Origin of the sequence: Nostoc sp. XA010, from assembly GCF_020829625.1 — a bacterium.
Taxonomy (GTDB): domain Bacteria; phylum Cyanobacteriota; class Cyanobacteriia; order Cyanobacteriales; family Nostocaceae; genus Nostoc.
The window spans coordinates 63,268-84,159 of the sequence record NZ_JAIVFX010000007.1 but is presented as its reverse complement, the minus strand read 5'-3'; the positions used below and the strand labels follow the sequence as shown (position 1 = coordinate 84,159).

The following is a 20,892-nucleotide window of genomic DNA, read 5'->3' as shown; positions in this document are numbered from 1 at the left end:
TTCTGCATGAAGATGCACATAATAAGACCCCCCTGTAGTCCCCCCTTGGTAAGGGGGGACGGCGTAGCCGGGGGGTAAATATATGCAGCTTCACAAAGAAACGGTATTAGAGAAAACTGCTGCTTGACCGCACAATTTATTCTGCTCATCTAAGAGATTCCAGAGGATGCCATCTTGGATCTTAAAACGTTTACCACTGCTGGTGATCCGCACACCAGAAAAATAGCTAAACCCTTTATTTGCTGCTTCTTTTAAGAGGCGATCGCGTTCTTCCTGTACTAATTCTTCAGCTGATCTTCGGGAAGGCGTTCTAGTAAATTCCTCCCAAGAAAGCTCCCATAGTTTCAACGCTTTACGATTACCGTAGTTGAAAATTGGGTCTGACTCAGTGCCATGAGAAACTAAGGCAAATGGTGCTTCAAATAGCGCCTGTGCTGTTTCAAGTGGTGAACTATTGGCATCCAGCAAAGAATTTCCCGTCCAATGCTGAAAACTATTTATTAGATATTGACTATGGAGAATAATTGCCTCTTGCTGCCAAGGAAACTCAATCACACTGGTCATGGAAAAGTAGAAATATAACACCAAAAATTTAGTATGACAAAACTTGACTCATTTTAGGGATTGACGACTTCTCTCTAAGCCTGAAAATATTGTATTGGACTAATATTGGATTTATGAAAAAGCTCGATACAGCTCGAAAAGCCTAATTCTTTATTCCCTACTCCCCACTCCCCGCCCACGTAGATAATTTCAAAAATCAAATAGGATTCCTATATTTAATGCATATTAACTAGGCAAACTCATGTTTTTTTCAAATTCTCTAGAAAATCAACTCCAGCGCTGGAACGAAACCATTCGTAATCAGCCGAAAAATCCCAATGCTTACATTCGGCGAGGCATGGTTAACTTTCAACTGGCTAAGATTGATGAATCTATTCAAGATTTTGATATAGCAGAGCAATTAGATGCCCGTATTAAACCTTATCTGTGGCAACGGGGATTATCGTATTATTACGCAGAAAGATTTGCTGAGGGCGCTCAACAATTTGAAATAGATTTGACTGTGAATGCTCAAGATGTAGAAGAAACAGTATGGCGATATCTCTGCATAGCTCGTTCGTTAGGTGTTAAAGAGGCGCGTCATTCTTTGCTAACTGTAAAAAATGACCCTCGACTTATTATGCGGTGTGTGTATGATTTGTATGCAGGAAATTGTACCCCAGATGATGTTTTAACTGTTGGTCAATCAGAAGGGATAAAGGGAAATTTTTACAGTCATCTTTACTTGGGATTATATTACGAAGTTGAGAAGAAGCAAGATTTAGCTCAGGAATATATAGTTAAAGCTGTTGATAATTACAAAATTGCTGATTATATGTGGTATTTAGCGCAGGTACATAAAAATCTGCGAGGATGGCGATAAGAAATATTATTTTAGTTAGGAAATTAGTTGTGGAGGCAGGGAATAGGGAATAGGGAAGAGGTTTTTTATGAGTGATTGAAGATTATTAATTATAAGTTCTTAATATTTTATTGCATAGGTGCTTAATGCGATCGCCTACTTGTAGCTTGGGCATTTTTTAGCCAGGAGAGCATTTGTAATCGCTGCTTGCTACTAGCTTCTGCGGCATATTGAACAGCTTTGTTCAATTCTTCTCGACTCTATTTAATCTCAACTTGCAATTTGAGACCTATCGCACTTGTACCTAATACACCCTTGTTGATAATTTAGCGCAGCTTCATACAGAAAGGGTAAGCTGTTACGCATTTAATTTGTACATTTACCTGATGACTGTTGACTGTTGACTGTTAACCGTCAACAGTCAACAGTCAACAGTTAACGACCATCAAGAGTGTTTATATACTTTAGACGCGCCCCAGCTTATCAGTAGACTAGGAAACGCTATATATAGATTTCATGTGTGGCTGGATTGGACAACTAATTTTCTAAGTAAATATACAGAAATTTTCCGCCATCTATTTTTTAATTACGTAATCTTGCGCTTACTAAAACCCTTGTGAAATAACATAGTATATCCTCAAGAGTCACTTGGGGACAAAAACATATCATGTAAAAACGACAGATCATCAAGTACGGCAGGAAGCATTAACAAGCTTAATTCCTAATTTCCTAAATCAATGTCATCCACTTCAATATGCTCAAGGGATGACAACTTCAATTATTTTTTAGACATACCCAAATTTAAGAAATGCCCAAATGCGTCTTTAAAACTGGTTGAATGATTGAGTTTCACTGATAGATTAAACAAGCATTTTTTGCTCTAGACTAGGAACATAACTGATGAGACTTAATGAATGGATTAACCAAAAATTGTTGCCATCCATTTCTACTGAGTTAGATACAAACAATAAACCTTCTGTAAAAGTTCAACAATCAATTAAATTATCTGTAGTCACCCAATTTTTTCCCCCAGATTATGCAGCTACAGGGCAATTGCTCGAAGAGCTAGTGGAACAGTTAGGGGCACAAGGGGTAGATATTGAAGTTTTTACAAGTCAGCCAGGATATGCGTTTAGCTCTCATACGGCCCCAGCGGTTGAATGGGCTGACCAAATCAGAATTCAGCGATCGCGCACAGCCCAACTCTGGCCGGGAAGGATTCGTGGTAAAGCTATTAATGGGGTACTATATACTTTACGCGCTACGCTCTATGTCCTAAAAGCTTGGCGTCGCAACAATATATTACTAGTAACTACAGCTCCCCCATTTTTGCCAGTTATCGGATATTTGGCTCATTTATTGTTCCGATTGCCCTATGTGTGCATACTTTATGATTTATACCCTGATATTGCGATCGCACTAGGTGTAATTTCCAAAGATAGCTGGCTAGTGCGCTTGTGGCGTGAAATCAACAAGCAGGTTTGGTTAAATGCTAAGGGGATTATCGTACTTAGCCCAGCGATGAAACAACAGGTAGTAGCCCATTGTCCGGAAATAGCTGATAAGATTTCTATAATTCACAGTTGGGCTAACCCAGAAGCGATCGTGCCGATTGCCAAGCGAGAAAACTGGTTTGCTTGGAAGTACAATTTAGTTAAGAAATTTACTGTACTCTATTCTGGCAATATGGGTCGTTGCCATGACATCGATACTATATTGGAAGCTGCCAAGGAACTGCGAGATGAGCCAATTCAGTTTGTCTGCATTGGTGGTGGTGCCAAACGTGAAGAATTAATCACGGAAGTAAATCGGTTAGGGCTGAAAAATTTTACGTTTTTACCTTACCAAGATCAGCAGGTGCTACCGTATTCATTAACAGCTTGCGATCTCTCACTAGTGAGTGTAGATGAAACTACAGAGGGTTTGGTTGTTCCTAGCAAATTTTATTCAGGTTTAGCCTCTGGGCGACCAATAGCAGTAATTTGCTCCCGAACTTCATATCTCAAACAACTGGTGACTGAAGCTAATTGTGGTGGGACATTTGAGAATGGAGATAGTCATGGTCTAGCGCAATTTATTCGCTTTCTGAGTCGAGATCCTCAAATTGCAAAGCAGATAGGCCAAGCAGGTCGTCAGTATTTGCGATCGCACTTTACACCGAAAGTTATCTCTCAACAATACTTACATGTTTTACAGCAGGCACTATTATCTGATGAGTTAATAACTATGCCTCAAACGGATGTAAACTAAGTAAAGATATTGAAGTTAATTGAATATTTTGTAGTATTTTTTAGGAGTTGGGCTTCGATGGTCTTATTGATCTCAGTCCCTCCAACATAGCCTTCCTTGCTCATAGGTGTTGTCTATACAGGAGGTGAAATTGCAGAAAAGGTGTGACCGAAATCGGAAACGTTCTAAACGACGGGCTATTTTTTGCCCAATTCATAGCTGCTATATCGATAGCGTCAGTCAGAAATATAATATGTTTGCTGACCAAGCAGGTCAGTTACAGCAACGAGGTATGAGCCGACGGAATGCCTTAATGTTAGTAGCATCTCAAACCACAGTTGCGATACAAGGAGAATGGTTAGAAGCTTTTTGGTGTGAAGATTGTCAGAAAACAATTTGGTATCACGTTCGCAAGCGTGATGATGGTACTTATGATATTTCGGTAGCACCACAAGAACTATGGCAACAAGTAAGCGGAGTTATTGATTGTCTGGGTAACCCTTCCGTTGGGGAGTTTACTCGTAAGAGTGCCAGACAATTTGGTTATGAAGGTCTTAGAGGTTTCCAGTTTGTGAGTTAAGTGTTAGAGGATGTTTGAAAAGTTATCTTTTGGGTATTAAAAGTTCTAGCTCCCTCTAAATCCCTCGATCCATTGGGGGACTTTGATTCCGATTTCCCCTTAAAAAGGTGGGGTAGGGGGGATATAAAAGTGCCTAAAGTCACAGGTAAACAGTTTTCAAACAACCTCTTAAAGATAAATTGCAAAATCAAGTTTTCTCTCTTTCTAAAACACTGAGAACAATTTGGATTAACTAAGATAACTCAATGAAGAAAGCTCTCATTTGTGGAATATCAGGTCAAGATGGAGCTTACCTGACACAGTTACTTCTTAATAAAGGCTATATCGTCTGTGGTACTTCACGAGATGCCCAGATTTCTTCTTTCCGAAATTTGGTTAACTTAGGTATTAAAGACCAAGTAAAGTTAGAGTCAATGGCTCTAAATGACTTTCGCAGCGTGTTGCAAGTGTTGACAAAAATCCAGCCAGATGAGATTTATAATTTGGCAGGACAAAGTTCAGTTGGTTTGTCTTTTGAACAACCAGTAGAAACTTTAGAAAGCATAGCCACTGGTACTCTAAATTTACTGGAAGCTATTCGTTTTTTGGGTGTTCCAATCAAACTATATAATGCTGGTTCTAGTGAATGTTTTGGTGATACTGGCAAAATCGCCGCTGATGAAACAACGCCATTCCGGCCTAGAAGCCCTTATGCAGTGGCTAAAGCTACTGCTTTTTGGGAAGTTGCTAATTACCGAGAAGCTTATAGTTTGTTTGCCTGTTCTGGGATTCTGTTTAATCATGAATCTCCTTTACGTCCTGAAAGATTTGTGACACAAAAGATTGTTGCTGGTGCTTGTCGTATTGCTCAAGGTAGTAATGAAAAACTGTATTTAGGCAATATACAGATTCAGCGTGACTGGGGTTGGGCACCTGAATATGTTGAGGCGATGTATTTAATGCTGCAACAGGAACAGCCGGATGATTATGTGATTGCTACGGGAGAAAGTTCTTTATTAGAGGATTTTGTATCAGCAGCATTTGCATCTGTAGATTTAGATTGGCGTGACCATGTTGTGATAGATAATAGCCTGCTGCGACCTACAGATTTGGCAGTGGGTAGAGGGAATCCAGCTAAGGCGAAGGACAAGCTGGGTTGGCAGGCGAAATTTAAGATGCAGGATGTAGTGCGAATGATGGTGGGAGCAAGGTTATCAAATTAATTTGCTAGATGTTGATATTTGCGGTCGCATGAGTGAAATATAGTCGAGCAATCGCACTTCAAGAATATCCTCTGAGTGAAAGGCAAACATCAAAATACTTAGTACTTCTGTGACCTTATCTAAATTTAATAAATTAACCGTTTTATTAACTAGTTTCTTGGCTGGGCAAGGTTCTGTACACCTACTTAATTTAATTTCTGGATTTTTATTACTACGCTGGTTAAGCGTTGAGGATTATGCACAATACAGCGTGACATTTGGATTCCAAAGTACATTTAGTATTTTGATTGACTTGGGTTTTTCAGGGACAATTATTGCTTTAGTTGGTGATCGAATTTATGATAAAAATACCGTTGGAGCGTATATTTATGCAGGAAAAAGTTTTCGTAATTTGCTGTTTTTTATTTTAATACCCATAATTATAATTGTTTTTCCCTTGGTTACTGCTAAATATCACTGGACTTGGATAACTCAATTACTTCTTTTGAGTTCTATTATGATTTCGTTATTTTTTCAGGGATGGGCATCTTACTATGCACTACCTCTACTAATGCACAAGCAGATACGGGAGTATTACCAAGTCCAAATAGCCAGTGCAGGAGGTCGATTAATTCTTAATTTTGGTTTTTATATAATTTCTGCTTTATTTTCTTGGATAAGTTTATGGATTAATTCTGGAGTAATTGTTGTAAATGCTATTCTTTACAAGAGAAATGCTGAAAAATGGATTGAGGAACCTGATGCAAGTAATAGTAAAATTAAACGTGAAATGATAGCATACATTGCACCTTTAATTCCTGTAATTATATTCACAGCTTTCCAAGGACAAATTTCTATTCTAATAATCACTATTTTTGGACATATTAAAAGTATTGCTGAAGTTGCTGCGTTGAGCCGTATTGCACAAATATTTTTACTTCTAAATGCATTTAATAGTGTAATTATTGAACCTTATATTGCTAAAGTATCGCGCCAGAGACTTGTAATTTCATATTTTCAGATATTGAGTGTAGCATTCACTATTTGTATTATGCTATATGCTATTGCTTTTCTATTTCCAGAAATTATACTATGGGTTTTGGGATCTAAATATCAACACTTAAAAAACGAGACTAGTTGGTTAATTTTATCATCCTGCATTAATTATATTGGTGGAGTAATATGGACAATAAGTAGTGCTCGTAAATGGATATATTGGTGGCATACAACCTTATATATTGTGCTTTTGCTTGTAGCTCAAGCTATATGTATATTGTTTATGAGACTAGATACTACTCTTGGTGTTATTCAATTTTCATTAGCTTCGGGCATAGTTGTATTAATTGTACATATAATTGGCTCTATTTATGGGTTTATTTATGGTAGTCGTCAGTTGACTAACACGGTTTAAAAGTCTAAGAGCTAAAATGAAAAGTTGTTCAAACAGCATGGATTTATTATTTAAAATTTTAAATTCTTTAATGCATAAATATAATAGTTTTCAGGTAAAGCAAATTAAAAAACGTTTAAAATATTGTGGAAATAATGTCTACATTAGCTCAAAAGCTTTTATCTGGTCAGAAAATTGTCTTGAAATAGGAAATGATGCTTGTATTCATGCATTCACCCATATTTTTGCTGGGAGGAGTAAAAATTGGGAGTGGAACAATGATTTCCCGTAATTGTTCAATCACAACAGTAACACACTCTATTAACTCTGCGGATCGTTCGCTTGGAATTACTAAACCAGTAACTATTGGTAGAAATGTTTGGATTGGGACTGGTGCAATTATTCTTCCAGGTGTGACGATAGGAGACTATTCAGTTGTAGGAGCTGGTGCAGTAGTTACTAAAAGTATTCCGGCGATGCAAGTTTTTGTTGGTAATCCTGCTAAATTTCTAAAAGAAGTCAAGTTTGAGAATGTAACAACTCTAGCATGTCACGATGAGCAATGAAAAGGTGACTAAAGTTTTTATAGCTATTCAAGAAAATATATAAATTGACAATTAAATTTACCAAAATGAATCAACCTCTAGTTTATAGCTGGGAAGAGGCAACTTCACGCCTTAGTATAGATGACAGATGGCAGCAAGCGACAAAATATCTGACACCATCAGAACAGATAAATGGTCTCAAATTACAAAAACTTTGGACAGTTTTAGATGCAGGCTGGCAGGAATTACAAGACAAAAACCACACAGAACAAATTGAGTTGGAATTGCCAGATTTATTACATCATTATTATCAGCATCCAGTTTGGTTAATCAATGCCGCGTTTTCAGAATCTGATGAATCTACGATTAGCGATCGCCTAGCAGCAGTACGTTTAATTTCTCATGTACAGCCAAGTAAAATTTTGGATTTTGGAGGAGGAATTGGGACAGTTTCTCGTTTGTGTTCGATCAACTTACCTCAAGCAAAAAAAATTGACTTAGTAGACATCACAGAGTTTCGCCACATTATCCAACAACATTTGGCTGATTTTAAAAACATTCGTATTTTAGAAAAACCAGAACCACTTTATGATGCTGTAATCTCAACAGAGGTGTTAGAACATCTCATTGAGCCAATTGAGGCCATCATCGAGATCAATCGTTTGTTAAGAATAGGTGGTGCTTTTGCTGCAAGTTGGAGTTTTGCTCCCTGTATCCAATGCCATTTACCGCAAAATTTTCATCTGCGATCGTTAATGTTTTGGATTATTCGCAGTCTGGGATTTGGGTTTTATGGGTTTGAACGTCGGGGAAGCACTGTTTACGGTTTTGTAAAAACTTCTGACGTCACACTTCAAATGAGAAGAAATGCTCGCTTGATTGAGTTTTGCGCGAGATTGCCAATTCCCGTAGACCGTTTCCTGCTAATGCTTCGGGGGTTATAAAGTGATAAAAGTTTTTTTAGTTTGTTCTGGACTGGGTAATGTTAAACGAGGTTTTGAATCTTTTACTCAAGAGTGCTTTGATGCCTTATCTCAAGAGCCAGAATTGGATATTACCCTTTTTAAGGGGGGAGGAAAATCTAATTATCGCCAAATTACTTTGTGGAATTTTCCGCGTGACAGTTGGCTAGGAATTTATCTGGGTAAACTTACAGGTAGAGGTGGTTACTTTATTGAGCAGGCATCATTTTTTTGTAGCCTCTTACCCCACATTTATCAACAGCAACCCGATGTAATTTACTTAAGTGACGGCGCAGTAGGAAATATCCTTTGGCACTGGCGAAAACTAACAGGACAACGCTACAAACTCCTATTTTCTAATGGCGGCCCTCTATCACCACCTTTTCACCGCTGGGATCATGTGCAGCAGGTTGCACCCATCCATCTTCAGGCTGCGGTGGAAGCAGGAGAACCTTTAAAGAAGCAAAGTTTAGTGCCCTATGGTATCCAAATGGATTCTCAATTAAAGATTTTATCTGGTGAAGAAAAAGCTACTCTGAGACGAAAGTTAGAATTGCCACAAGATGTTCCAATTGTCTTATCTGTAGGAGCAATAAACAAATCGCATAAGCGCATGGATTATCTAATCCGTGAGGTTGCTCAATTGCCAGAGCCACGTCCTTATTTGTTAATGCTGGGACAAATGGATGCAGAGTCTCCAGAGATTGTTGAATTGAGCAAACAGTTACTAAAGCCAAATCAGTTTCAAATTAAAACCGTTACTCCTAATCAAATTGCAGACTATTATCAAGTGGCAGATGTGTTTGTGCTAGCCTCTTTGGGAGAAGGTTTGGGGAGAGTTTTGCTAGAAGCAATGTCCTATGGTTTGCCTTGCATAGCTCATGATTACAGTGTTGCCCATTTTAGTTTAGGTGAGAAAGCTTATTTCACCGACTTTACGCAACCAAGAAATTTAACCAATCTAATCTGTCAAGTTTTGGCTGAAGGTGATGATGATCTTCAGCGCCAAGGAAGACACAAAAGTGTTGACGAGCGTTTCAGTTGGAAAAAATTATGCTCAGACTATGTAGAAATGATCCATGTAGCTGCTTATTCAAGCTAATTAATAGGAGTAGTAAGGAGAATTCTAGTAATAAAATTACCATAACCGTTGGTTTCGACTTCGCTCAGCCAACTGAGTGGTCGAGAGTTGAGCGAAGTCGAAACTCGTCAACCCAGGTATATTCTTTGTCAGAAATCACCTAAGTAATATTTATGATGTGAAAATTTTAATATTATGAAAATAGACAAAATTATCTCACTAGCAAATAGCAAAGTTCGGCTAATGTTCCTGGCAATGGAACGCTCTCTGAGAACTACTGGTTGCGATTTACCTATTTTAGTTATTCCATACGATGATCATTTATTTAAATTACCTGAAGGCTCAAGCTGGTGGGAAATTCCTGAAATCACTAACTGGCTGAGAGTTGAAAAATCCCATCCAATGATGTGAAAATATCAATGTCTAACAACTAGTAACTACCAGTTTGTTGACACAGATATTTGCTTTTTAAGGAGTCCTGAAGAAGTTTTACAGCCTTTGACTGGCTTCATTACCTCTTGTGGACATTGGCATAATACTGAACATACTTATACATCTGAATCTCAGCGTTGGGTAGCTAAAAGAAGCACTGTCTGGCAAAGAGAAGTATTTAATACAGGACAATTTGCTTGCGATCGCTCTCTTTACACAGTAGAGACATTAAAATCAGTAGCAATGCATCCTGATTTTATCGAAACCTGTATTCGTTTCCCACATCATGAACAACCAGGTCTTAATTTACTCGTCTGGAATTCTGGAAGTGAAATTTCAAATCTTACACTTCCTCCAGTCCGGATGGAATCAACTTGGGCAGGTGATTATACAAATGAATATGAATGCTACTGGACGGACATAGAGCGTAAACCGTATTTAATTCATTGGGCTGGACAAAAACCAGGAAATTCAAATCGTCCCATAGACAAAATATTCTACAACTTTCTCACTGCAATTGAAATAGCTGAGTGGGAAGAGCAACTGAAAAACTTGAAATTACAACAAAGTTCAAAAAATCATTCTTTGCGGGCAGTAGCTCAAAGAGTGAAACAGGCCATTAAAATCTTAGTCCAATCATGAATCAAAAACCTCTTTTTTCTGTTATCGTTCCAACCTATCATCGCAATGATTTATTAGCAAAATGCCTAGATTGCCTCGCCCCACAAGTGCAAACATTACCCACAGAAGAATATGAAGTCATTGTCACAGATGATGGTTCCCAAACTATTGCTGAGGAGATAATTAAGCAATGCTATCCTTGGGCAAAGTGGGTTGCTGGCCCCCGCAAAGGCCCGGCTGCTAATCGAAATAATGGGGCAAAGTATGCTCAAGGTCAATGGTTAGCATTTACAGATGACGATTGTTTACCTGACTCTCAATGGTTAGCATCATATGCTGAAGCAATTATAAAGGAAGCTTCCTACCTTGTATTTGAAGGTCGAGTATATGTTGATCGTCCTAAACAGACTTTATCAGAAAAATCTCCTGTTAATGAATCGGGTGGATATCTTTGGTCATGTAACTTTGCGGTTAAAAAAGAACTATTTGATTATTTAAATGGTTTTGATGAACGCTTCCCTTACGCTGCGATGGAAGATGTAGATATGAAACTACGGCTGACAAAAGCTGGCTATAAAATTTTATTTATTAAGGCTGCTTCATTATGTCATCCTTGGAGAAATAACAAAGGTTGGAAAGAATTTAAACACCATCAAAAATCTACTTTTATATATTTATCAATTCATCCTGATGAATCACAGAGAATTAATTCTGTATACTACTTGAAATTTCTATTAACTGGTTTTGTTAAAAGTACATTACCTGGCATCATAAAGTTTAGTGGTCGAGGTCTTTGGTCAGCTTGTTTAGAACATATTGTATTTTTGCAAATGGTGATAATACTTTTGAGAAAGCAAAGAACATCAATTTTATAGTTGTTTTCAATACATGAAAAAAATTCAATATCAAGAAGATTGGCATGATAGTTGGAAATATAGTTATCAATACGACTTATTAGAAGTCTATAAAGATGAGAATTTATGTGGATATTCTTACTCCTATGAGAACCGTCGTAAACATACTTTGGAGTTAATCCATAAAGTTGCTAAACCAGGAGCAAAAGTTTTAGATGTAGCTGCTGCCCAAGGAAATTTTACTTTATTATTGGCAGAACTAGGATATGAAGTTACCTGGAATGATTTACGAGCAGAACTGATTGATTATGTCAAATTAAAATGGGATTATGGGATAGTTCACTATGCACCAGGCAATATTTTTACGCTCGGCTTGAATGCTCAGTTTGATATCATTTTAATTGCTGAGGTGATTGAGCATGTGGCTCATCCTGACGATTTCTTGAGAAACATTGCTCAGATGCTTAAACCAGGAGGTTATATAGTACTAAGCACACCTAACGGCGAATATTTCAACAATCGTTTACCCAGGTTTTCAGACTGCCCCGATCCGAGTCAGTATGAAGCAATACAATTTAAGCCAAACTCGGATGGGCATATTTTCTTACTCCACTCAGATGAAATAGAACAGTTGTCACATCAAGCTGGATTGGTTGTTAAGGAGACTTCTTTAGTTACTAATCCATTAACTAACGGCCATATAAAACTACATTATTTATTAAAGCTGCTGCCAAAATTCTGGATTGAAACTTGTGAAAAGCTGACTAGTTCCATGCCCTTAGTAATCAAGCGCAAATTGCACACGACTACAGTTGCTTTATTAACTCATGCTAATTAGTGATGAATTATGAGTAATGTTGCTTCTGTAATCTCAATCGTTCCAAGGCTACCTCCTGCAATTGATGGCGTAGGAGACTATGCGCTAAATTTAGCTCGTCAGCTTCACAAAGATTTCAATATTCAAACTCATTTTATTGTATGCAATCGCACATGGACTGGTGCAGAAGAAATTGAAGGATTTCCTGTGAGCAAAATTAGCGATCGCTCCCCTGATGCACTGCTAAATTTGTTACCAACCGATGACTCATCCAGCATCCTTTTACATTACGTAGGTTACGGCTATGCTCAACGAGGCTGTCCAGTTTGGTTAGTCGATGGGTTACAGCGTTGGAAAAGTTTATTTCCAAAGCGATCGCTCGTTACCATGTTCCACGAAATTTCTGCTTCAGGCCCACCTTGGACAAGTTCTTTTTGGCTATCATCCTTACAGAGAAGTTTAGCAGCACGTTTGGCACAAATGAGCGATCGCTGTATTACTAGTAAACAACTCTATGCTGACATAATTACTCGCATCAGCCAAGGAAAACATAATCAAGTTCCATTTCTACCAGTTTTTTCAAACATTGGTGAACCTAATAAAGCACTTCCTTTGTTAAAACGCCAACAAAGGTTAGTTGTCTTTGGAGGTGTTGCCAACCGCGCAAGAGTTTACCAAGAGTCTCAAGCAGTTTTGGAGTACGTTTGTCAAAGGTTAAATATTCAAGAGATTTGGGATGTAGGAACTCCAACGGAAGTAAATTTATCCTCACTTATTAAAGTACCTATCTTAGAAATGGGACAACAATCTGCCGAAAATGTGAGTAATATTTTAGCAAATTCTGTTGCTGCTTTCTCGGACTATAACCCCGATTTTTTAGCTAAGTCAACTATTTTTGCTTCTTACTGTGCTCACCGAGTATTACCTATCAATGCCAAAGGTAGTACCTCAATAATTGATGGTATAGAACCAGGCAAGCATTATTGGGTTCCTAATCCTCAAGGGAATGACTTAGGAAATGACGTGGAGATGCAGGCGATCGCAGACAATGCTTATTCCTGGTATCAAACCCATAGACTATCAATAACTGTTAAAAGTTTTGCTGAACTAATTAATAACTAATTAAGTCCCGAATTAATAGGAGATCAAATGAACTTAAATTTAAAAACAAAAAGACAAGCTGCATCTACAGCTAGTGGTGGCATTAGCAACCAACCAATATATGATAGTTTTTTGGAATTAATAGAGAAGTTAAATATTCAAGGTGATTGCCTAGACTTTGGAGCAGGTATAGGAAACTTAACTCAACTACTTCAAAGTCTAGACTGCTTTAATTCTATTACTGCTACTGACATAATGCAGCGTCCTGTCGTCGGGATAGATAATTCAATTAAGTGGATTAGCTGGGATCTTAATGAATCACTAGATATACCTAGTCAACAATTTGATGTTATTGTGTCTGCTGAGGTTATTGAACATCTAGAAAATCCCAGAGCAACTGTCAGAGAATGGTTTCGATTACTACGTCCTAATGGAATTATAATTTTTAGCACGCCTAATAATGAAAGTTGGCGAGCGTTAATTGCTCTTTTGATACAAGGACATTTTGTACTTTTCAGTGATACTTGCTATCCGGCGCACATTACAGCGCTTCTTCGCAAAGATATTCGGCGCATTTTAGATGAAGCAGGCTTTTCTGAGCCAACATTTATTTTTACTAATCTTGGAGGTATTCCAAAATTTCCTCAATTTAAATGGCAACAAATTTCAGGAGGACTACTTAAGGGTTTACGCTACAGCGATAATTTAGTAACTATTGCTTACAAAGCATAATTATTTCAACCATGAAGATTTTACTATACTCCTCAGTTTTTTTTCCTTCTCTGGGTGGCATTGAAACTATTAGTGCAACATTAGCGGCAAATCTCTCTCAGCTGGGTCATGAATGTATAGTTATCACTGAAACTCCTACTAATACTAGTGAACAGAATAGTTATAAAGTTATACGACAACCAACTTGGAAAGAGCGATTCACATTAACTCGTGAATCCGATATAGTCCACTCCAACGGTGCCAGTCTTGCTCTGTATCCTTTTGCTAAATTAAGTAATAAACCATTTATTTGGACACACAACGGATATCAGGTTTCCTGTGTGGATGGATTAGGATGGTTGGATGGTGAACCAACACCAATGACTCCCCTTGCATCTCTGGCTTACCACTTTCGGAAGAAAGGTTTATTTCATGCCTTAAAAGAGTCTGTAAAACTTGGAGTAAGGCGTTACGTTGCAAATCACGTAGACTTGAACATTGCAGCAACTTACTGGGTTGCAAAACGCCAACCCTTGAAAAACCAGGTTGTTGCTTATACACCCTACCCAATTAATCGCTTTAAAAATACCAAAAAAATTAATAATACCTGGAAGTATGACTTTATTTATGTTGGCCGTTTAGTCAGCGAAAAGGGCCTACCTGATTTAATTAAAGCATTTAAACTATTAATCACAACACCTGAATATGAAAATAAAAGTCTTGCAATTGTAGGCTCTGGAAACATGAAAGCCAAATTGGAAGAAATGGTTAATAAATTAAATCTGGAGCTTAATGTATTTTTTCTAGGGCCTAAGTATGGTTCTGAACTAACTGATATTATTAGTGCGGCAAAGATTGGGGTTATTCCTTCAGCTTATGAAGAACCAATGGGAGGAGTATCGTTAGAATTACTCGCAGCAGGTAAGAATGTTATTGTTTCTGAGTCTGGAGGTCTTGCAGAATGTGTTGGAAATGCTGGTCTTAAGTTCCAAAATGGAGATATTGATGCACTCTATGAGTGTATGAAGGTAATTCTATCTGAAGAAAGTTTAGCTGAACAACAATTAAAATTATCTGATACTAGGCTTGAAATATTTGATGAAGTGAAACTTACAGAAAAATACGTAGAAATTTATGCCAAAGTCATTAAGAGCTATACATAAAATGTATTAGAAATGATTGCCATAATTAGGGGCAAGTAGTTATAAAAAACATATTCTGTAAGTTAGAGATCATTTATGTTTAAAATTAGCCTTTATCCCATATTAGTCAAAAAATTTTTCAAACTTTAACTATATAGTTATGAAAAATAATTTAGAAGTAATTGAGGCAACAATTTCGTGAAAGAGTACATTATAGTTTTAGCTCCCTTTGCCATTCTCCTTATCCTCTATCTTTCTGCTCAAAACTGGCGGACTTCTATAAAAACTATATTAGTGTTAGTGGTAGTTGAAGGTGCTTTACGGAAATGGGTTCTACCCCAAAGCAGTCAATTCATCTATTTTTTAAAAGATATTATACTAATAGGGGCTTATCTTCGTTATTACATTTTCTCATCTACTCAAAAAACCTTTCGGATCAAAGGTAATTCGGCAGCTGAAACTATCGCTTCGGTAATTTTGCTATTAACTGCTTGGTGTCTGTTACAAGTTTTTAATCCCAGCTTGGGTTCTCCAATTATTGGTATTTTTGGAATAAGAGGATACTTGTTATACATTCCTTTAATATGGATGTTACCCAATCTCTTTCGTTCAGAAGAAGAACTATATAGATTTCTACGAGCCTACCTGCTTTTGGTCATTCCAGTGGGGCTATTAGCAATAGCACAGTTCTTTAGCCCCCCTTTAAGCCCCCTCAACACCTATGCCCAAGATATAAAACAAGATATTGCAACTTTTGGAGATGGAAATTCCACGAGTGTTCGTGTCACAGGGACTTTTTCCTACATTAATGGCTATTCAGTTTACGCAATTATTTCTTTTGGATTGTTAGTTCCCTTGTTAGCAGTTCCGCAATCTCGATGGTGGCGTTGGGCAACAATTGCAGAATTACTGCTAATTATTGGCACCTCGTTTATGACCGGTGCCCGTGCTCTTTTTATCAGTGAAATCCTGTTTTTAATTGGTTATTTTGGGGCACAGTTACTAACTAACTTGAAAACAGCTGTTCCCTTGATAAAACAGTTTACAGTACCTATTATCGCCATAACTGTTGCAACTATCACTTGGTTTCAGCCTGCTATCAATTCCTTATTATTCCGCATTAATTCTAATAATGATGTATCTAGTCGCATTTCGGGAAGCTTCATTGAGCCATTTGAATTTATGAAGTTAAAAGGACTGGATAGTTATGGTCTAGGCGCAACTCATCCAGCCACTTCAGTATTGCATAAGATTCTAAATTTACCTCTAGGAGAAACCATTCCTGTCTACTATGAGTCGGAAATGGGGCGAATAGTTTTGGAAATTGGTCCTATCGGTTTTTTCTTGTGGTATTTGCTAAGACTCATACTTATTTATGTACTATGGCGCACATTCCTGAAATTAAAGCGCCCTCTGTTGCGACAGCTAGCGCTGTCGGCTTTTTTGATTCATGCGCTCCAATTTAATAGTCAGCTTGTGTTCAACCATACTCTCTTAGTTTACTACTGGTCCCTGGCAGGATTTATTTTCCTTCTACCGCGACTCGAACAGATGGAGAACTGGAAACAACAACAGGAATACTTCAATGGTCCAGATACCTATCGCCCTCATACATCCTACAGGTAATCCTTTCGCCCGCAACGCTGCAATCTCGTTAGGAGAAGCAGGCCTACTTCAGGAAGTGATTACAACCATTGCCCATAACCCAGAAGGAAATATCAGCCAGTACTTAAAGCGGCTTCCTGCTCAAATTAGTAATTCTATTGCTAATGAATTAGGGCGGCGTACCTGGATTCCTCCAAACGGTGTAGCCATGCGATCGCACCCTTGGGGCGAAGCAATGCGGTTGACCTTGGTTAAAACTGGACTCAGCAAGGGTTTTGGCTTCGGTTCTCAAGGTCCCATAGATTGGGTTTATGCTTCTCTTGATCGCCATGTTGCCAAGCATCACCTCCAGGGTCTGGCAGCAGTTTATGCTTATGAAGATGGCGCTGCTACTACCTTTGAGGCTGCCAAACAGCAGGGAATTTTATGCCTGTACGACTTGCCTATCCTGTTCTACCGCATGGCGCGAGAAATTCAACAAGAGGAGGTCGAACGATTCCCAGCACTGTCTGCATCATTGCAAGCAGTACGAGAACCTGACTGGAAGTTGAGACGCAAAGAGCAGGAAGTAGCTCTTGCTGATCATATTTTTGTTGCCTCTTCCATTACCCAGCAATCCTTACTCAGGGAAGGGGTTAGTCCTGACAAAATTACGGTTATCCCTTACGGCGCACCGATTGATTATTTTCAACCCCAACCCAAGCTAGATCAAACTTTTCGTGCCTTGTTTGTCGGTCGCGTCGGTGCTCGCAAAGGAGTTCACTACCTAACTAAGGCATGGGAAGAACTCCAACTTCCCCAGGCAGAGTTAATACTGGTAGGAGTGAACGAATTTCCAGAAACCTGGCTTTCCCAACTTCCTCATGGAGTTAATTACATCCCATCAGTACCCCATACTACGCTGAATCAATATTACAGTAATGCCAATGTGTTTGTGTTTCCTTCTTTAGTAGAAGGCTTTGGACTGGTTCTTCTAGAAGCGATGGCTTGTGGCATTCCTGTAATTACAACCCCTCATACAGCAGGCCCTGATATTTTAACCGATGGGGTAGAAGGGTTTATTATTCCCATTCGGGATGTACAAGCACTCAAAGAAAAACTAGAGTGGTGCTACTCCCATCCTCAAGAGTTAGCAGAAATGGGACGAGCCGCCCGACGCAAAGCAGAACAGTTGAATTGGGGTCTATATCGCCAGAGATTGGCTAGCCGAGTTCAGGAAATTATCAATTATCTAAATACTTAACTAAGTATACATTTTTAGAGGTATAAATATGCAAATAATGAATATTGAAAAATCAAAATCTGCAACGCCAGGCTCTCTGCATCTTTGGTTTCCTAACCTGTTTGAGTTTAAGGGTGGTATTCAGGTTTATCTCCATGATGTTCTACAGGCTATAGAAGAAGCACTACCCAGCTTATCTGTATGTATTTTAGATAAGCTCGATAGAATAAAACCTGTAGACAAATTCAATTCAACCAATTATTCATTTACTTTTAGTGGTCATTTTCCTGATTTTTTAAAAACAGCACACTTTACTTTTAAAGTAATTACAAAATCATTAATCAATCGTCCAAAATTTATTTTATGTGGACATATCAATTTTGCTCCTGTAGCATTTTTTATTCATCTGTTTACGGGTATTCCTTATGGAATTATTGTTTATGGTATTGATGCTTGGGAAATTAAAAGTATATGGAAAATAAAAGCATTATATGCTGCTGAAAAAATAATTTCAATTAGTAGTTATACCCGCGATCGCCTAATTAATGAGCAGAATTTATCTCCAGAAAAGATTGAGCTTTTACCAGTTACTTTTGATGCTGAACGATTTCATCTCAGTCCTAAACCAAATTATTTACTTGAGCGTCATGGCTTAAAATCTAATCAGCCTGTCATTCTCACTGTAGCTCGATTAGACAATAGTGAACGCTACAAAGGCTACGACCAAATCTTACTAGCAATGCCTAAGATTCGCCTCGCTATTCCCAATGCTCATTACATCTTAGTAGGCAAAGGAAGCGATCGCCCCCGAATTGAGCAACTAATTTCTCAATTAAACTTATCCGACTGTGTAACCTTAGCAGGATTTATACCAGATTCAGAACTCTGTGACTATTACAATCTCTGCGATGTTTTTGCCATGCCTAGTAAAGGAGAGGGATTTGGAATTGTGTATTTGGAAGCTGTCGCTTGTGGCAAACCAACTTTAGGAGGGAATCAAGATGGTGCAATTGATGCTCTCTGTAATGGTGAGTTAGGTGTATTGGTGAATCCTGATGATCTAAATGCGATCGCCCAAACACTGATTCAAATCTTACAAGGTACTTATCCTCACCCCATCCTCTATCAACCTCAAATTTTACGCGAGCAAGTGATTGCCAGATTTGGATTTGAACAGTTCCAAAAAACTCTGGCTAAGTTAATTCAAACTAAACTACTACCCACTACCTAGTGAAGTTGATCAACACAATTAACCTAAAAATTAGATGAAGATATTACAAGTCATACCCTCCATCAGCCTGACTATGGGCGGACCTAGTGAAGTTGTTCTAAACTTGGTCAAAGCCATGCGCCAGCTTGGTTCAGATATTGAAATTGTCACCACCAACGATGATGGAAATACTTTGTTGAATGTCCCTCTTCGTCAGCGTATTGAGTATAAAGAAGTGCCAATCTGGTTTTTCCCCCGTATTTCCAGCAGAATGAAAGAATATATCTTCTCTCCTGAGTTAGCACCTTGGCTTTGGGAACATATAGGGGATTATAAGCTAGTGGAAACTCACTATCTTTTTTCCTATGCTCCTACTTGTGCTGCGGCGATCGCTCGTTGCCAAGGAATCCCCTATCTAGTTCGCACAATGGGGCAATTATCACCTTGGGCACTAGCTCAAAGCCGCTTGAAAAAACAGGTTTATAGTCGGCTGATTGAGCATCATAATCTGAATCGTGCGGCTGTTATTCATTCTACATCTGTTGGTGAAGCAGAAGATATCCGTAACTTCGGTGTTAAGACACCCGTCCTCACTTTACCTCTTGGGGTGAATATTCCTCACCCTTTACCCGATGCCAAACAAAAACTACGACACATTTACGGCATTTCTACAGAAACACCCGTAATACTGTTTCTTTCTCGTCTTCACTACAAAAAACGCCCAGACTTACTACTACAGGCACTTGGCCGTCTTGTAAAACAAAACTATGATTTTCACCTAATCGTAGCGGGTTCAGGAGAACCAGAATATGAAACTGAACTAAAAAACTTGGCAATGTCCCTTGGCATCTCAGATCAAATTTCCTTTGCTGGTTTTGTGGTGGGGCAAGAGAAAGACTTGCTGCTACAAGGGTCAGATATGTTTATTTTACCATCTTTTTCGGAGAATTTCGGTATCGCCGTCGCTGAGGCAATGGCAGCTGGATTGCCTGTGATTATAACTCCCGGAATTCAAATTTCTCCAGAAGTTGCTGCTGCCCAAGCTGGGTTGGTTGTTGAGGGTACACTTGAAACATTGGCAGAAGCGATCGCCCAATTACTAAAATCTCCCAATCTGAGACAACAGCAAGGCAATAATGGCAAACAGCTTGTCAAACAGCAATATTCCTGGGAAGCGATCGCTCAAAATCTTACCTCTGTTTATCATGCGATTATTGAAAGAAAACTTTTACCAGAAAATCTTGTAGACTCAAGTGTAAAAATCTAGATTTACTAGCTATTTATTTGATAAAAGGTGATAAATTAAACCTTAATTATTTTCCTCTGTTGGTATCAATAACTCAATGAACAAAGCACATAGATTGACAGGCATAGATTTATTAAAAGGAATTGCAGCTTATGGTGTAGTTTTCATTCATTCAACAACTGGAGAATTTGGTAGCCCAAGCTATTGGACTGTCCAATTATGAGATTTATTTCAGGGGTTTACTGTTCCTTTCTTTTTAGCTACATAATTTTTATTTTTTACTTCAAAAAATTTGCTTTAGTGATAGACCTTATTCTTTTACCTCAAGATTACAGTTTGTAATTATTCCCTACTTAAGTTGGAGTTTAATTTATTTATCATTAAGATTATTTAAATATTTAATTACAGGAAAATTTATAAAAATAAGTGAACTATTAGTTGATCCAGTCTCTATCTTTTTTTTAGGAGGTATAGTTGACGGATCGGCGATACTACGCTTTCCAGCGAATGCTAGCCGAAATGTTATTATCAATACGCTTGATTGAATATGAAAAGTTG

Annotated in this window: 20 protein-coding genes and 1 pseudogene; 20 read left to right on the top strand and 1 reads right to left on the bottom strand. The window is 38.2% G+C overall.

Annotated features, from left to right (window positions below; all coding sequences use genetic code 11):
* Window positions 1–90 precede the first annotated feature (90 nt).
* The gene (locus LC608_RS12765) at window positions 91–564 is read right to left on the bottom strand and encodes an MEKHLA domain-containing protein (RefSeq protein ID WP_229553912.1); all 474 of its coding nucleotides are present in this window, start codon (window positions 562–564) and stop codon (window positions 91–93) included.
* Between the two features lie 241 nt (window positions 565–805).
* On the opposite strand from LC608_RS12765, the gene LC608_RS12760 reads away from it, so the two are divergent.
* The 20 genes and pseudogenes from LC608_RS12760 (at window position 806) to LC608_RS36855 (ending at window position 20,557) form a co-directional block, all read left to right on the top strand.
* A complete protein-coding gene (locus LC608_RS12760; protein ID WP_229553911.1) occupies window positions 806–1,426 on the top strand; it encodes a hypothetical protein in 621 nt (206 codons plus the stop codon).
* Window positions 1,427–2,305: 879 nt separating this feature from the next.
* On the top strand, window positions 2,306–3,655 hold the full coding sequence (locus LC608_RS12755) for a glycosyltransferase family 4 protein (RefSeq protein WP_229553910.1): 1,350 nt from the start codon (window positions 2,306–2,308) through the stop codon (window positions 3,653–3,655).
* A gap of 130 nt (window positions 3,656–3,785) precedes the next feature.
* Window positions 3,786–4,214 (top strand): hypothetical protein, encoded by a 429-nt coding sequence (locus LC608_RS12750; protein ID WP_229553909.1) that lies wholly within the window; start codon window positions 3,786–3,788, stop codon window positions 4,212–4,214.
* A gap of 245 nt (window positions 4,215–4,459) precedes the next feature.
* Window positions 4,460–5,416 carry a GDP-mannose 4,6-dehydratase gene (locus LC608_RS12745; protein WP_229553908.1) on the top strand — a complete coding sequence of 319 codons (957 nt, stop codon included), beginning with the start codon at window positions 4,460–4,462 and terminating at the stop codon, window positions 5,414–5,416.
* A gap of 109 nt (window positions 5,417–5,525) precedes the next feature.
* A complete protein-coding gene (locus LC608_RS12740) occupies window positions 5,526–6,806 on the top strand; it encodes a lipopolysaccharide biosynthesis protein (RefSeq protein ID WP_229553907.1) in 1,281 nt (426 codons plus the stop codon).
* A gap of 191 nt (window positions 6,807–6,997) precedes the next feature.
* Window positions 6,998–7,351 (top strand): DapH/DapD/GlmU-related protein, encoded by a 354-nt coding sequence (locus tag LC608_RS37260; protein WP_308189864.1) that lies wholly within the window; start codon window positions 6,998–7,000, stop codon window positions 7,349–7,351.
* Between the two features lie 65 nt (window positions 7,352–7,416).
* Complete coding sequence (locus LC608_RS12730; RefSeq protein WP_229553906.1) at window positions 7,417–8,274, top strand: methyltransferase domain-containing protein; 858 nt, start codon at window positions 7,417–7,419, stop codon at window positions 8,272–8,274.
* A 1-nt stretch (window position 8,275) separates the two neighbouring features.
* The gene (locus LC608_RS12725) at window positions 8,276–9,394 is read left to right on the top strand and encodes a glycosyltransferase family 4 protein (RefSeq protein WP_229553905.1); all 1,119 of its coding nucleotides are present in this window, start codon (window positions 8,276–8,278) and stop codon (window positions 9,392–9,394) included.
* Between the two features lie 174 nt (window positions 9,395–9,568).
* Window positions 9,569–9,784 carry a hypothetical protein gene (locus LC608_RS12720; protein WP_229553904.1) on the top strand — a complete coding sequence of 72 codons (216 nt, stop codon included), beginning with the start codon at window positions 9,569–9,571 and terminating at the stop codon, window positions 9,782–9,784.
* A gap of 45 nt (window positions 9,785–9,829) precedes the next feature.
* Window positions 9,830–10,447 (top strand): annotated as a pseudogene (locus LC608_RS12715) (hypothetical protein); the annotation flags it as partial.
* Window positions 10,444–11,301 (top strand): glycosyltransferase family 2 protein, encoded by an 858-nt coding sequence (locus tag LC608_RS12710; protein WP_229553902.1) that lies wholly within the window; start codon window positions 10,444–10,446, stop codon window positions 11,299–11,301. The pseudogene LC608_RS12715 and the gene LC608_RS12710, both read left to right, overlap by 4 nt.
* Before the next feature lie 13 nt (window positions 11,302–11,314).
* On the top strand, window positions 11,315–12,118 hold the full coding sequence (locus LC608_RS12705; protein WP_229553901.1) for a bifunctional 2-polyprenyl-6-hydroxyphenol methylase/3-demethylubiquinol 3-O-methyltransferase UbiG: 804 nt from the start codon (window positions 11,315–11,317) through the stop codon (window positions 12,116–12,118).
* Window positions 12,119–12,127: 9 nt separating this feature from the next.
* A complete protein-coding gene (locus LC608_RS12700; RefSeq protein ID WP_229553900.1) occupies window positions 12,128–13,219 on the top strand; it encodes a glycosyltransferase family 1 protein in 1,092 nt (363 codons plus the stop codon).
* 27 nt (window positions 13,220–13,246) lie between these two features.
* On the top strand, window positions 13,247–13,930 hold the full coding sequence (locus LC608_RS12695; protein WP_229553899.1) for a bifunctional 2-polyprenyl-6-hydroxyphenol methylase/3-demethylubiquinol 3-O-methyltransferase UbiG: 684 nt from the start codon (window positions 13,247–13,249) through the stop codon (window positions 13,928–13,930).
* 11 nt (window positions 13,931–13,941) lie between these two features.
* Entirely contained in the window at window positions 13,942–15,072 is a 1,131-nt protein-coding gene (locus tag LC608_RS12690) for a glycosyltransferase family 4 protein (RefSeq protein WP_229553898.1), read from the top strand.
* A gap of 177 nt (window positions 15,073–15,249) precedes the next feature.
* Window positions 15,250–16,677 (top strand): hypothetical protein, encoded by a 1,428-nt coding sequence (locus LC608_RS12685; RefSeq protein WP_229553897.1) that lies wholly within the window; start codon window positions 15,250–15,252, stop codon window positions 16,675–16,677.
* Window positions 16,637–17,899 (top strand): glycosyltransferase family 4 protein, encoded by a 1,263-nt coding sequence (locus LC608_RS12680; RefSeq protein ID WP_229553896.1) that lies wholly within the window; start codon window positions 16,637–16,639, stop codon window positions 17,897–17,899. The genes LC608_RS12685 and LC608_RS12680 overlap by 41 nt, the downstream gene beginning before the upstream one ends.
* 37 nt (window positions 17,900–17,936) lie before the next feature.
* Entirely contained in the window at window positions 17,937–19,109 is a 1,173-nt protein-coding gene (locus LC608_RS12675; protein ID WP_229554092.1) for a glycosyltransferase, read from the top strand.
* 34 nt (window positions 19,110–19,143) lie between these two features.
* Window positions 19,144–20,355 carry a glycosyltransferase gene (locus tag LC608_RS12670; protein ID WP_229553895.1) on the top strand — a complete coding sequence of 404 codons (1,212 nt, stop codon included), beginning with the start codon at window positions 19,144–19,146 and terminating at the stop codon, window positions 20,353–20,355.
* A gap of 76 nt (window positions 20,356–20,431) precedes the next feature.
* Window positions 20,432–20,557 carry a hypothetical protein gene (locus tag LC608_RS36855; protein WP_267871067.1) on the top strand — a complete coding sequence of 42 codons (126 nt, stop codon included), beginning with the start codon at window positions 20,432–20,434 and terminating at the stop codon, window positions 20,555–20,557.
* Window positions 20,558–20,892 lie beyond the last annotated feature (335 nt).